The organism is Sorangium sp. So ce1335 (assembly GCF_051521615.1).
GTDB lineage: Bacteria > Myxococcota_A > Polyangia > Polyangiales > Polyangiaceae > Sorangium.
Window position 1 is genome coordinate 6,747,548 of the sequence record NZ_CP150363.1, and the last position, 12,585, is coordinate 6,760,132.

The window sequence follows — 12,585 nt, forward strand, 5'->3', positions numbered from 1 at the left end:
GCACGGGATGCATACATACAGTATGTATATTGAGCGATGGCGAGGGACGCACGGGTGGGCCGCAAGGGTGGCAAGGTCGAGCAAGGGGCGGAGACGCGCGCCAGGTTCATCGCGCACGGGCGCAAGCTGTTCGCCGAGCACGGCTACGCCGGCACAAGCACCGAGATGCTGCTCGAGGCCGCCGGCGTCACCCGCGGCGCGCTGTACCACCACTTCCGCGACAAGTCCGAGCTCTTCGCCGCCGTGTGCGAGGAGCTGTACGCCGACGTCGGGCGTGCCATCGAAGCGCGCGCTGCGCGCGAGGGCGACGCGTGGTCCGCGCTGGTCGCCGGGTGCGACGCCTTCGCCGACGTGGTGGCCGAGCCCGAGGTGGTGCGCGTGCTGTTCCTCGACGGCCCCGCCGTCCTCGGGCGCGCGGCGTGGGACCGGATCGAGCGCGCACACGGGCTCGGCCAGCTGATCGAGGCGGTCGAAGCGGCGATCGACGCGGGTTACATCCGCGAGACGCCGGCCGAGCCGCTCGCCATCACGCTCAACGGCGCGCTCAACGAGGTGGTGGCGTGGGCCGCGCAGCGCCCGCACCGCAAGCGCGCGCTCGCCGAGGCGAAGGGGGCGATCCACCTGGTGCTCGAGGGCCTGCGCACCACGGGCGGCGCCCGCGCCGAGCAGCGCAGGAACGAGCGGCCGTGACGACGGCCGGCGACATACATACCAACAGTGTGTACAGGAGCATCTCCATGACCGCGATCCCGCGATTTGCATCACTGGTCCTCGCCCCGTTCCCCCCCGACGGCTGCGCGACGCGCTCGGCCGCGCAGCCTGCGGCGCCAGCCGCGGCGCTCGACACGTACCCGCTGGTGGTGGTTCCGGCGGAGAAGCTGCACGCGACGGCGGATTTCTATCGACGCCTCTTCGACATGGGGCCCGTGTTCGAGAGCACCTGGTTCGTCGCGCTCGGGCGCCCTGGCACGGCGGCTGATGCGATCGGCCTCGCGCTGATGGCGCACGATCACCCCTCCAGCCCGCCGGGGAACGAGACATTCGACGGGCGCGGGATGCTGCAGACCGTGCAGGTCGCGGATGCCGCGGCTGCACACCAGCGCGCGCGCGCAGCCGGCGTGCCGATCACGTATCCGCTCACCGTCGAGGCCTGGGGACAGCGTCGGTTCCAGGTGCGCGACCCGGCGGGGATGGCGGCCGACGTGGTGGAGCAGATCGCACCGCAGGCCGGATACTGGGAGGCCTACGCGCTGCCCGCGCGGTGAAGGGAGCCCGACCGGGGTTGAGGGAACCCGACCCGGGTTGAGGGCGCCCGGAGCGAGCCCGACAGGGAGCCCGACCGGGGTTGGGGGAACCAGGGAACCCGACCCGGGTTGAGGCAGGGAACCCGACCCGGGTTGAGGAGCCCGCCCGGAGCGAGCCCGACAGGGAGCCCGACCGGCGACAGGGAGCCCGACCGGGGTTGGGGGAACCAGGGAACCCGACCCGGGTTGAGGCAGGGAACCCGACCCGGGTTGAGGAGCCCGACCCGGGTTGAGGAGCCCGACCCGGGTTGAGGGCACCCGGCGCCCGCCAGAGGGCACCCGGCGCCCGCCAGAGGGCGCCCGGCGCCCGCCAGAGGGCGCCCGGCGCCCGCCAGGCCGTGCGGCGGCTACGACCTCGGCACGACCGGCAACCGTCGGCGCGCGTTCCTCGGCGCCACCGGATCGGGCGGCGGAGGGGGCGGCGCGTCCCAGGGCTCCTCGACGAGCTCGAAGAGGCCATGATCGTACGGCACGTGCGGCGCGCGCTGCTTCATGACGAGGCGCTCGCGGATGCCCCGCCGCTTGAGCTGCGTCACGCGGTGGTAGCAGAAGGGGTTGTTGCCGCGCTTGCCGAGCGTGCAGTGCGCGGTCCACGAGCACCCCGCGCGGCAGGCGTCGGCGTAGTAGCACGTGGCGCAGTGCCCCCAGAGCTCGCTCGCGTCGCGATCGCGCGCGAACCGGACCGCCTCCGAGCGCTCCCAGAGGTGCTCGAGGCCGAGCTCGCGCACGTTGCCGCCCGCGTAGGGCGCGGTCGGGAGCGAGGGGCACGCCTTCACGGTGCCGTCCGACTCGATGCCGACCGCGTTGATGCCGCCGCGACAGCCGCGCCAGTGGGCGTCGCCGCCGCCGGGCCTCGAGCGCAGGAGCTGCTCGTGCGGGCCGAAGTAACCGATGTTGTTGTTCGCGAACACGTTGAACGGCACGCCCGACACGTGCGTCTCGAGCGCCTCCCGCTGGATGGCAGCGAGGGTGTCGATGACCTCGACGACGCGCCACGGCTCGATGATCCACTCGGGATGGTCGGCCGCGCGCCCCATCGGCACGGTGAGCTGCACCTGCCAGGTCTGGATGCCGTGCGAGCGCAGCTCGGCGCACGTCTCGCGCAGCAGGTGCGCGTTGAGACGGTTGATCTGCGTGTTGGCGGTCGTGATCAGCCCGGCGGCGCGGCCGTTGTCGAGCGCACGGAGGGCGGCCGCGTGGCTGCCGACGTTGCCGCGCAGCTCGTCGTGGACGTGCGCCGGCCCGTCCACCGAGACCCCGAGCCCGGTGAGCCCCGCGGCGCGGAGCGCGTTCGCCCGCTCGAGCGTGAACGCTCGCCCGCCCGTCTGCATGATGACGCGGATGCCGCTGCGCGCGAAGCACGAGATGATCTCGACCAGATCGTCACGCAGGTACGCCTCGCCGCCGATGAGCGCGATCTCGCGGCAGCCGAGCCGCACGAGGCTCGCGGCGACCTCGAGCACCTCCTCGGTCGAGAGCTCCGCGTCGCGCGCGGCGCCGGCGCGCGACCCGCAGTGCTGGCACGGCTGGTCGCACTTCATCGTGAGCTCTCAGACCGCGTAGATCGGCTTCGCCTCCATGAGGTCCGCGGGCATGAGCGCGCGGACGGGGATCTCGGTCGGCGCGATCATCGGCTCACTCCCCCGCGCTCCCCCCGCCGACCGCGGGGTCGCCGCCAGCCCCGCCCGCGCCGCCAGCCCCGCCGGAGCCGCCGACCGAGGGGCCCTCGCCGCCAGCTCCGCCGGCGTTGTCGTCGCCGCCGAAGCCCCCTGTCCCGGTCGTGCTGACCGACGGGCCGCCTCCGTATGCCGCACCGACGTTGATGTCGCCGCCGAAGCCCCCCGTCCCGGTCGTGCTGACCGACGGGCCGCCTCCGTACGCTCCACCGACCAATCCGCGCGCCCTCCCCGTCACGACCACGGATCCACCTGAGATCATGACGAAAAGCGCCAGATCAGAGCTCCCCCCGGTGGAGCGGCTTGGCACAGGCCGGCATGCGATTGGCGCATGCTGGCATACCAGCGGTCCGGAGCCCGGGAGCGCCCTCGCCGCCGCAGCGCGCGTCAGGGAGCCCCGTCGCCGCACACCGCGAGGCGTTGCTCGAAGAAGCGTCGCTCCATCGCGTTGCGGGCGAGCGCGAGCGCCGACCGGAAGTGCTGGCCCGCGATCTCGCGGCGGCCGCGGCGGAGCTCGAGCTCGCCCTGGGCCGCGAAGTAGAACGGATAGGCGGCGAGGCGCTCGCGGCCCTCGATGGCGCCGATCTCCTGGAGCCCGCGCTCGGGGCCCTCGCGCTGCGCGACGGCGATGGCGCGGTTCAGGGCGACCACCGGGGAGGGGCGGATCGCCATGAGCGTGTCGTACAGCGAGACGATGGTCTCCCAGCTCGTGTCCTCCGCGCGCCCGGCGCTCGCGTGGACCGACGCGATCGCGGCCTCGACGTGGTACTCCGTGAGCTCGGGACCGGTGGCCGAGAGGTCGAGGAGGCGCTGGCCCTCGGCCACGAGCGCGCGGTCCCAGCGCGACCGGTCCTGCTGGAACAGCGAGCTCAGGTGGCCGGAGGCGTCGACGCGCGCGGGGAGGCGCGCCGCGTGGAGGCACATCAGCGCCGCGAGGGCGTGCGTGGCGGGCCTCGACGCGAGGGGGTGCTCGACGAGGAGCGCCGCGAGGTGCATCGCCTCGCGGCAGAGCTCCGCCCGCACCGCCTCCCGGGGGCACGCGCCGTGGTAGCCCTCGTTGAAGAGCAGGTAGAGCGCGCGCTGGACGGCCGAGAGGCGGGCGGAGAACTCCTCGTCCGTGAGATCGAACAGCCGCGACGAGCCCGCGAGCACCTTCTTCGCGCGCGCGATGCGCTTCTCGATCGCCGCCTCGGTGCAGAGGAACGCGGCCGCGATCTCGCTCGCGCTGAAGCCGCAGAGGATGTGGAGCACGAGCGCGACCTGCGCCTCCTCGGGCAGCCGGGGGTGGCAGCAGGAGAACATCATCCGGAGCTGATCGTCCCGGATCGCGGCCGCGCCGAAGAGCTCGTCGACCGCGGGGGCGAGCGGGCGCTCGCCCTCGAAGAGCCGCGTGAGCTCGGGCGCGAAGGTGCGCGCGGTCCGCTCGCGGCGCAGGGCGTCGAGGGCGCGGTGCTTCGCCGTGGCCATGAGCCACGCGGCGGGGTTCTCCGGCACGCCCCGGAGCTTCCACACCTCGAGCGCACGGCAGAGGGCGTCCTGCACGACGTCCTCCGCCAGCGCGAGGTTGTGGACCCCGAAGACGCGCGTCAGCGTGGCCAGCATGCGGCCGGCCTCGCGCCGGAAGATCGGCTCGACAGGCTCCACTACAGGGCGAGCTTCATGATCGGGCGCACCTCGACGGCCCCTCCGGCGTCGAGGATGGGGCAGCCCTTCGAGAGCTCGACCGCGTGCGCGAGGTCCTCGGCCGCGATGATCGTGTAACCGCCGATCACGTCCTTTGCCTCGGCGAACGGGCCGTCGACGACCTGCTTCTGCCTGCCCTCGACGGTCTTGCCGGTGCGCTCGAGCGGGTGGCCGGGGTCCTTGATGTGCCCCTTCGCGCCGAGCTCCTTCATCCACGCGGACCATTTCTGCATGCGCTGCTGCATCTCCGCCGGGGAGGTCGTCCAGTCTTTGCCGCGGTACAGGAAGATGAACTCGCTCATGGGTCTGCCTCCTTGTCAGGTGCTTCACCCCTCCGACGTTCGAGGGGCGACGCGCCGGACACTTTTTTTCTGCTCGCGAGCAGCCCGGCAGACGCCTGATGAGGAAGGCCGGGCGTCAGGGGCAAGACACGGCAAACGACGGCAAGGGCGACGCGCCGAGGCGTGGGCCGAGCCACCGCCTTTTGATATAGATGAATTTTTCCAGATCCGACCCCGGGCGCGCGCGGCTGCGCCTGGGCGCGCTCGACGCAGGGAGCGCCCGGTCAGCCCGCCGAAGCGGCCTGCTGCGCCTGGGCGCGCGCGCGGAGGCGCTGCCTGGCGGAGGGGCCGCCGGGGTGGCGCACCGAGGCGACGGCGCGCTCCATCGCGTCGCGCCAGTAGTGGGCGACGTCCTCGCTGTCGGTCAGGAGGGCGTCGATGGGGCCGTGGTCGGTGTCGATCTCGACGGCGAAGCGGTCGCCGCGGGGCTGCACCTGGACGGCGTGGACCTCGCCCGCGGAGATGGCGGCGCCGAGCCTGCCCTCGGGGCGCAGATCGATCGCGCCGGTGCGGCTCACCCAGGGGGCGACGACGAAGCGGCCCGAGCCGAACGACGCGACAGGGGCAGAGCGCGCCGCATAGCGGGACGAGAACCGGGCGACGCCGAGGAACGCGTAGCCGGCGAGCGAGAGCAGCGCGGCGGCGCTGCCGACGCCGATCGCGATGGCGCTGTCTCCCGCGGAGACGCTCCGCATGACCTGGATCCACAGCGCGAGCCCGAGGAGCATCAGCGCGGCGCCGATGAGCGCGTTACGGGTCGCGGAGCCGCGCGGGCCGTGGCTCGCGTGGTCGCGCAGGACGAAGAGCTCGCCCTCGCTCCGGATCGCGAACCGCGCAAGCGCGGCGGCCGTCAGCGCGGGCGCCGTCGCGGGCTCCGGGAGGGGGCGCGGCGCGATGGCGTCCGGCGGCTCGGTCCCCCGCGCCGTCTGGAGCGGCACGCGCAGCGCGGCCGCGAGCGGCGCCGCCACCGCCTCGACGAGCGCCTCGGCCCGCGCGGCCTCGAGGTCCTGGGCCTCGGCGACGAGCAGGCGCTGCGCCGCCGCGGCGCCCGCTCCGGACGGCGCGAGCGCGAGCCACGCGGCGACGTAGGTCCGCTCGCGGGTGCACGTGGCAGCGCCGCAGCACGGGCGCTGCTCCGAGGTCACCTCGACGCGCACCGGGTCGCGCGACGCGGCCGCGCCCTCCCCTGCCCCGCCCGCGCTGCCGGCGTCGGACCGCGCCGGGCCGGCGTCCGCGAGCCGCAGGGGCGCCACCCGGAGGACGCCCGCGCCGCGCTCGAACCGGAGCCAGACAGGGTCGCGCGGCGCCGGGCCGAAGGCCACGTCCCTGTCGCGCTGCGGCGCGCCGAGCTCCTGGGCCACGCGGAGGAGCAGCGGAGCGCCGCCCTCGGCCGAGAGGGCGCTCGCCGCCCCGGCCGGATCGCCGAGGAGATCGAGGGCCGGAACGGAGCCGTCGGTTCCAAGGGAGCGGAGGGCGCGCGCGACCCCCGCGTCGAACGCTGCGGTGCTCGGCTCGGGCATGGCGGGACGTTTGCCCCGGCTGCGCTGGGTTGTAAAGCGGCCCCGTCCGTACGACCACGCCAGGGCACCGCTCTCCCGGCCGGAGGGCCTGCTAGCGCTCGCGCAGGGCCTGGCCGATCCCACGGCGGCGGCGCCACAGCAGCGCGCCGAGCGCGGCGAGCGGCATCGCGCCCCGGGAGCCCGGCGCGCCTCCGCCGATCGCGCAGGAGCAGCCGGCGTCGCTCCCGGCGTCCTCGCCGCCGACGCCGTCCTTCGGTCCGTCCTCGGCCCCCGGCGCGGCGCCGCCCGCGCCGCCCGCGCCGGCGCCCGAGCTGGCGACGGCCGTCCCGCCGATCGGGTACAGCGCGCAGACCCCCTCGATGTCGTCGTCCTCGAGCGTGCGCGCCGACGTGCCGCCCGGGTAGAAGCCCAGCATCGTCGCGCCGCGCACGTTCGTGTGGCCCAGGCCGAGGAAGTGCCCCTGCTCGTGGGTGGCGATCGATCGCACGTCGGTGCAGCCGCCCTCGCCGGTGTCGTTCCAGCAGAAACCCACGTTGTTGAACACCATGTCGGCGTCGTTGATGACGCCGTCGGGCCCCCAGACCGGCATCGTGACGGCGAGGATCGAGTCGGCGGCCCCGAGCCCGTCCGGCCAGACGTCGCTGATCCAGAGGAACACGTTCTTGCCGTCGTCGGCGTCGTACCCGCCGTCCGTGTCGCCGAGGAGCTCGGTCTCCCACGCGGTGCACGCGGGGCTCGACCACGCCGCGAACCCGGCCTCGATCGCCGAAGCCGCGAAGCCGGAGAGCGGGCCCGGGATCGACCTCCGGTGGATGTGGTAGCGCACCGGCAGCTCGCCCCAGCGGGGGACGACCTCGAGGTCCAGCGGCGCCCACGCGGCGGCCTCGCGGGCCCCGGCGAGCAGCGCCGGCGCGGCGGCGAGCGCCGCGGCGAGGGCGAGCGCGGGCCCTGTGCGTGGCTTCATCCGCGCATCATCGGCTCAGCGGCCCTGCGGCACCACCTGGAGCTCGTCGGGGACCTCGCCGCCCTCGAGGGGCACGCTCACCTCCACCCCCTCGTGCACCGGCAGGGACGCGGGGATGGGCCAGGCGCGCGGCGTCCGGCCCTCGGCCGCGGGGACCTCGCGCAGCGTGACGCCGCGCACCGGGGTCACGCCGCCGTTGAAGAGGCACGCGCGCAGCCGCCCCTCCGCCGCCGTCACCGAGCACGGGATGACGTCGGCCGTCGCGCGCCGGATCTGCTCGAGCCTCGCCTCCTCGAGGGGCGGGGCGGGCAGGAGCGACACGAGGGCGTCGCGGGCGCGCGGGTCGCGCAGCCAGGCGAGCATCATCGCGGCGTGGATGCGCACGACGCGGTAGCGCGCACGCGTGAGCTGGAAGAACGCGTCCGGCGAGGCCACCCCCGTCTCGCCGTCGAGCATGCCCGTCACGCCCGGCTCGATCTTCACCTCCGTGCCGGGCGCCTCGACGTGCCACTTCACCGCGCGCCCGGGGCCGAGCGCCCCCTCCCAGAACAGCCCGCGCTCGGTGATGCCGGCGCGCTCGTCGCGGTGGTTGCGCCGCGCGAACGTGAGCAGCACGCGGAAGTCGCTGACGGGCGCGCCGCTGTTGTTGACGACCGCGAGCTCGAAGTCGTAACGCCCGCGCGCTGGCCGCGGTCTTGGCACGCCGGCGTCCCGGCCGGCGTCGCCCGGCTCGGCGCCGGCGTCGGCCGGGTCCGCGGGGGCCTCGCGCCGCTCCGTGTCGGCGGCGTCGTCCGCGTCGTCCGCGTCGCTCGCGCGGTTCCGCACGAGGATCGGCGCGATCACCCCCGCGCCGTCGTCCGGGCCGGTCGCCCCGAGCACGCTGAGGATAGGCACCCCGTCCCGCCAGAGCGGCGAGTCGGCGCGGTCGCACAGGCAGTGCGGGAACGACGGCTCGGCGCGCTCGCGGGCCTGGCGCGCGAACAGCGCGGCGGTGGCCCCGCGGGCCGCCTGCCCGACGCCGCGCGCCGCCGGCTGCCCGGAAGGGGGCAGGTCCCGCGGCGTCGCGAACCGCTGCACGAACGCCATCGTCGCCACGATGCCGACGACGGCGAGCGCCGCCGGGACGAGCACGCGCGCCCGGAGCGGGAGCGCGTCGAGCCCCTCGTCGGCGCCGCGCGACGGCGGCGCGGACAGCGAGCCGAGCGGCGTCGGCCGGGGCGCGAACACGGGCGCCTCCGGCGCGCCGGGGTCCGAGGCCGCCAGCCGCTCGGACGCGAAGCCCATGCGGCGCGACAGCTCCGCCACGAGCGCGTCGCGCAGGCGGTCGGAGGGCGGCCCTCCCCAGGTGACGAGCCGCGCGGCGAAGCGCAGCGCGAGCCAGATCGCGAGCGCGACGAGGAGCGCGAGCGACGCGGTGCCGAGCGGGCCGCTCGCGAGGTAGTCGGGCGACAGGGCGGCCGCGAGCACGCCGAGCGGCGCGGGGGCGATCCAGCTCGCCAGGCGGGCCCGGAGGCGCGCGCGGTACGCGGCCTCCATCGCCTCCATCGCCGCCGGCGAGAAGACGCCGGGCACGCCGGGGAGATCGCCCTCGAAGCGCGCCAGGACGAAGCAGTTGTGCGGCGAGCACGCGGACGGATCCAGCGCGACGCAGAGCGCCTTGCCGCGCCGGAAGAGGCCGCGGATCGCTGTGTAGGGCACCCCGAAGCGGACCGGCGCGGCCACGGCGCCCAGGGCGAACCCCTCGGCATAGCCGGCGACGCGCACGAGCTCGACCTCGAGCTCCGTCTCGGCGCAGGTGAAGCGCACCGCACCGACGGCATTGGCGCCGCCCTCGGCGATCGCCAGGGCGGCGACGGAGAACGCGCGAGCCAAGGTGGCCGCACCCTAACCGCGCGGGGCGGAGCGCTGCAACGGAAACCCGGCCCCGCCGGGAGCGCCGGGAGCGCCGGGAGCGCCGGGCGCGACGGGCGCGACGGGTGACCGTTGATCACCCCGCGCCGGGTGCGTAAGACGTGGCGCCATGAAGCCTCTTCGAAACGTGCTCCTCGCCGTCTCCTGCGCTGTCGTCCTCGGCCCCGTCGCGGGCTGCGAGGACAAGGTCCCCGAGCCGGACCTGCCGCCGGGCAGCGCCATCCCGGCGGTGAAGCCCCCGGAGCCGGAGCCGGCCGACATGATCAAGGAAGACGTCGCCGTGGGCACCGGCCCGGAGGCGAAGGACGGCGACCGGGTCCGCGTCCACTACACGGGGCGCCTGCTGAAGAACAACGCGGAGTTCGACTCGTCCGTCGGCCGGGAACCGTTCGAGTTCACCCTCGGCAACGCGGAGGTCATCAAGGGCTGGGACGAGGGCGTCGCCGGGATGAAGGTGGGCGGCAAGCGCAAGCTGACGATCCCGTCGCGCCTCGCCTACGGCGAGGCGGGCAGCCCGCCGAAGATCCCGGGCAAGGCGACGCTCGTCTTCGACATCGAGCTGCTCGGCATCGTCGGGCCGGCGAACGACGAGGCCGCCGCGGCCGGCAAGGACGGCAAGACCGCACCGGCGGCCGACAAGGCGGCCAAGCCCGCGGCCAAGGCGGACAAGCCCGCCGCCGCGCCGGCCGAGAAGAAGGAGGCGCCCAAGGAGCCGAAGTGAGCCGGCGCGGCGCCAGCCCGGCCGGCCGGGGTCGGGAAGATCCCCGCGAGGTGTACCCCGGAACCCGCGCGCGGCGCAGCGGCGTTCGCGCTACGCCCAGCGGAGCTGCCGCAGGTCGTCCCAGACGTCGCGGGCGCAGAGGTAGCGGTAGGCGTCGCGACGGCGCAGCAGCTTGGCGATGACCTGGCTGAGCGGCGTGCCGAGCGCCTCGGCCTTCTGCCGCGGCGTGCCCTCGGCGATCTGCCGCGTGATCTCCTCGTACGAGGCGTTCACGTCGATGGCCGGCTGGCCGGTGTGCATCTGGTACATGAGCAGCCCGAGCTGGTAGAGGTCGCTCTGCGTCGTCGTGTAGCCCGCCGTCACGAGCTCGGGCACGAGGATCTTCGGGTTCGCGACCTGCGGGCGGAACCAGCGGGTCACGCCGTCGAGCTGGTGGGCCACGCCGAAGTCGGTGAGCTTGACGAGCGGCTTGTGATCGAGCTGGGAGATGAGGACGTTGCCCGCGTGCAGGTCGGCGTGCACGACGCCGTTGTCGTGCAGGTACTGCAGCGTCATCAGGAGCTGGCGCGCGAGCTCGAGGAGCAGCGGCGGCTGGAACGGCGTGCCGAGCAGCGCCCGGAGGCTCGTGTCGCACCGCTCCAGCGCGAGGTAGAAGAGGTAGTTCACCTCGAAGGCGTCGTGGATGTAGACGATGTTCGGGTGGCGGAAGCTCTCCAGGCGGAGCATCTCGCGCGACCACTCCTCCTTGACGACCTGGTAGGGCTTGTTGGCCGGCCGCAGCATCTTCAGGGCGTACACCTGATCGAACGGGCCGCTGCACTCGTAGACCGAGCCGTACTGGCCGTCGCCGATGAGCGACCCGATGACGTACGTGCCCCGGGTCGAGGTCAGCGCTGAGCCCGGCACGGGAAACGGGATCAGGAAACTGCCAGTGGAGGACCAGGTCACGGCAGCGCCATCGTAACCGAAAACGACCGCGCCCGATCACCGCGCGGCGCTCGCTCCGGGGCGCGGCGCGCTGCTCGAGCCGGCCGCGCGGCGCGCGCTGTCCTCCCCGCCCGGGGCGCCCGAGCGCGCCGGGCAGGGCGCGCCGAGGGCGGCCGGAGGCTCACGTGGCAGCGAGCCTCCGCACGACCTCCGCGGCCTCCGTCTTGTCGATCTCGAGCGCGACGGCGACGTCGAGCAGGAGCTCGCGCTCGCTGGTCCTGACGATGCCGTCGGCGACGACGACCTGGGCGGCCAGGGCGAAGGCGACCTTCCGGGCCTGCGGGCCGGGGAGCCGCTCCTTGAGCGACGCGAGCCGGGCGGCGCGCCCCTCCTTCTGGAGCTGCGTCACGACCGTCTGGATGAGCTCGTCCATCGTGCTCTGGGGGATCCGTCGGTCCGTGAGCGACTCCACGCTCCGGAAGAAGTGCAGCTTCTCTTCCTGGCTGAACTCGCCGTCGGCGAAGGCCGCGAGGAACATCAGCTCGACGAGCGCCTCGAGGTTGGGCTCGTCGAGCGTCTGGAGCGGAGGAGGGCTCACGAGGGGCATCGGATGCGTGTACACCGGGGCCCGGCGGGGGACCAGCCCCGGAGCGAGCTCAGGCGCCCCGGGCGGACCCATCCCGAGGGCCAGCGTTGGGAGGGCGCAGCCGGTGTGTCATTTGTTCGAGCATGCACGTGCGGGAACTCGCCAAGGCGCTCCTCGCTGCGGCTCTCGTCGGCGGCTGCGGCAGCGCGGCCGCGCCTGCGCCGCGCCACGCCGCGGAGCACGTCCAGCCTGCCCCCGCGGCGGCGCCGCGCGCCGCAGCGCCGTCCGAACCAGCCCCGCCACCGCTGCGGCTGCCGTGCGAGGGGGATGATCTCATCGGCTGCACGAACGGCTGCGCCGAGCACCATATCGAGGACTGCGTGACGCTGGGCTCGATGTACCTGGGCGGCACGATCGTCTCGATGGACGTGGAGCGGGCGGTGGGGCTGTTCAGGGAGGCGTGCACCGAGGGGAGCGCGCGCGGCTGCCTGCGGCTCGGCGACGCGTACCACGATCGGCTCGCGCGCGCGGACGGGGCCGAGGGCGCGGCGGGCGCGGCGGGCGCGGCGGGCGCGGACGAGGCGGCGCTCTACTTTCACGCGCGCGCGTGCCACGCGGGCGCGAACCTCGGCTGCCTCGCGGCCGGCAGGGCGTACCTCCACGGGCAGGGCGCGAGCGCCGACCCCGGGCGCGCGGCCGCGCTGTTCCGCCGCGTCTGCGAGCGCGGCAATGCCCCCGCGTGCGTCGAGCTCGGGCACCTGCACGAGAAGGGCGAGGGCGTCGAGCGCGACGGCCCGAAGGCGATCGAGCTGTTCACGAAGGCGTGCAAGCTCGGCCTCGACGAGGGGTGCCTGCTGGCGAGCGAGTCCGGCGACGTCCTCCCTCCGCGCGACTGACGCGGCCGCGCCGCGGACGCCGCTTCGCCATGGCTGCGACCGCGCGGCGATGCGCC

13 protein-coding genes are annotated in these 12,585 nt (G+C 74.8%); 4 read left to right on the forward strand and 9 right to left on the reverse strand.

From position 1 onward, the window contains the following. Positions 1-36: 36 nt before the first annotated feature. Positions 37-690 carry a TetR/AcrR family transcriptional regulator gene (locus WMF24_RS24960; RefSeq protein WP_437729880.1) on the forward strand — a complete coding sequence of 218 codons (654 nt, stop codon included), beginning with the start codon at positions 37-39 and terminating at the stop codon, positions 688-690. Then, entirely contained in the window at positions 687-1,265 is a 579-nt protein-coding gene (locus WMF24_RS24965) for a VOC family protein (RefSeq protein WP_437729881.1), read from the forward strand. Before WMF24_RS24960 ends, WMF24_RS24965 begins: the two co-directional genes overlap by 4 nt. A 386-nt stretch (positions 1,266-1,651) precedes the next feature. Here WMF24_RS24965 and WMF24_RS24970 read toward each other — a convergent pair whose 3' ends face one another. The 7 genes from WMF24_RS24970 to WMF24_RS25000 form a co-directional block, all read right to left on the reverse strand. Beyond that, positions 1,652-2,845, reverse strand: coding sequence for a radical SAM protein (locus tag WMF24_RS24970; protein WP_437729882.1), 1,194 nt, complete (start codon positions 2,843-2,845; stop codon positions 1,652-1,654). A 94-nt stretch (positions 2,846-2,939) separates the two neighbouring features. Beyond that, positions 2,940-3,242, reverse strand: a complete 303-nt coding sequence (locus tag WMF24_RS24975) for a hypothetical protein (protein WP_437729883.1) — start codon at positions 3,240-3,242, stop codon at positions 2,940-2,942. 125 nt (positions 3,243-3,367) lie between these two features. Then, positions 3,368-4,624: an RNA polymerase sigma factor gene (locus WMF24_RS24980; RefSeq protein ID WP_437729884.1), complete on the reverse strand. Its 1,257-nt coding sequence runs from the start codon at positions 4,622-4,624 to the stop codon at positions 3,368-3,370. After that, positions 4,624-4,965, reverse strand: a complete 342-nt coding sequence (locus WMF24_RS24985) for a YciI family protein (protein ID WP_437729885.1) — start codon at positions 4,963-4,965, stop codon at positions 4,624-4,626. Before WMF24_RS24985 ends, WMF24_RS24980 begins: the two co-directional genes overlap by 1 nt. 263 nt (positions 4,966-5,228) lie before the next feature. Continuing rightward, a complete protein-coding gene (locus tag WMF24_RS24990) occupies positions 5,229-6,524 on the reverse strand; it encodes a hypothetical protein (RefSeq protein WP_437729886.1) in 1,296 nt (431 codons plus the stop codon). Positions 6,525-6,615: 91 nt separating this feature from the next. Further along, on the reverse strand, positions 6,616-7,488 hold the full coding sequence (locus tag WMF24_RS24995) for a matrixin family metalloprotease (protein WP_437729887.1): 873 nt from the start codon (positions 7,486-7,488) through the stop codon (positions 6,616-6,618). Positions 7,489-7,503: 15 nt separating this feature from the next. Continuing rightward, entirely contained in the window at positions 7,504-9,360 is a 1,857-nt protein-coding gene (locus WMF24_RS25000; RefSeq protein ID WP_437729888.1) for a hypothetical protein, read from the reverse strand. A gap of 148 nt (positions 9,361-9,508) precedes the next feature. On the opposite strand from WMF24_RS25000, the gene WMF24_RS25005 reads away from it, so the two are divergent. After that, on the forward strand, positions 9,509-10,120 hold the full coding sequence (locus WMF24_RS25005; RefSeq protein ID WP_437729889.1) for an FKBP-type peptidyl-prolyl cis-trans isomerase: 612 nt from the start codon (positions 9,509-9,511) through the stop codon (positions 10,118-10,120). Positions 10,121-10,210: 90 nt separating this feature from the next. Here WMF24_RS25005 and WMF24_RS25010 read toward each other — a convergent pair whose 3' ends face one another. Both WMF24_RS25010 and WMF24_RS25015 read right to left on the reverse strand, forming a co-directional pair. Then, the gene (locus WMF24_RS25010; RefSeq protein ID WP_437729890.1) at positions 10,211-11,068 is read right to left on the reverse strand and encodes a serine/threonine protein kinase; all 858 of its coding nucleotides are present in this window, start codon (positions 11,066-11,068) and stop codon (positions 10,211-10,213) included. Positions 11,069-11,228: 160 nt separating this feature from the next. Continuing rightward, the gene (locus WMF24_RS25015) at positions 11,229-11,654 is read right to left on the reverse strand and encodes a tellurite resistance TerB family protein (RefSeq protein WP_437729891.1); all 426 of its coding nucleotides are present in this window, start codon (positions 11,652-11,654) and stop codon (positions 11,229-11,231) included. Between the two features lie 122 nt (positions 11,655-11,776). On the opposite strand from WMF24_RS25015, the gene WMF24_RS25020 reads away from it, so the two are divergent. Continuing rightward, complete coding sequence (locus WMF24_RS25020; RefSeq protein WP_437729892.1) at positions 11,777-12,529, forward strand: tetratricopeptide repeat protein; 753 nt, start codon at positions 11,777-11,779, stop codon at positions 12,527-12,529. The last annotated feature ends 56 nt before the right edge of the window (positions 12,530-12,585 follow it).

Excerpts from the sequence above, each read along its gene's own strand:
- WMF24_RS24960 (WP_437729880.1), top strand. The coding sequence starts at position 37 with ATGGCGAGGGACGCACGGGTGGGCCGCAAGGGTGGCAAGGTCGAGCAA.
- WMF24_RS24970 (WP_437729882.1), bottom strand. The coding sequence starts at position 2,845 with ATGAAGTGCGACCAGCCGTGCCAGCACTGCGGGTCGCGCGCCGGCGCC.
- WMF24_RS24975 (WP_437729883.1), bottom strand. The coding sequence starts at position 3,242 with ATGATCTCAGGTGGATCCGTGGTCGTGACGGGGAGGGCGCGCGGATTG.
- WMF24_RS24985 (WP_437729885.1), bottom strand. The coding sequence starts at position 4,965 with ATGAGCGAGTTCATCTTCCTGTACCGCGGCAAAGACTGGACGACCTCC.
- WMF24_RS24990 (WP_437729886.1), bottom strand. The coding sequence starts at position 6,524 with ATGCCCGAGCCGAGCACCGCAGCGTTCGACGCGGGGGTCGCGCGCGCC.
- WMF24_RS24995 (WP_437729887.1), bottom strand. The coding sequence starts at position 7,488 with ATGAAGCCACGCACAGGGCCCGCGCTCGCCCTCGCCGCGGCGCTCGCC.
- WMF24_RS25005 (WP_437729889.1), top strand. The coding sequence starts at position 9,509 with ATGAAGCCTCTTCGAAACGTGCTCCTCGCCGTCTCCTGCGCTGTCGTC.
- WMF24_RS25015 (WP_437729891.1), bottom strand. The coding sequence starts at position 11,654 with ATGCCCCTCGTGAGCCCTCCTCCGCTCCAGACGCTCGACGAGCCCAAC.
- WMF24_RS25020 (WP_437729892.1), top strand. The coding sequence starts at position 11,777 with ATGCACGTGCGGGAACTCGCCAAGGCGCTCCTCGCTGCGGCTCTCGTC.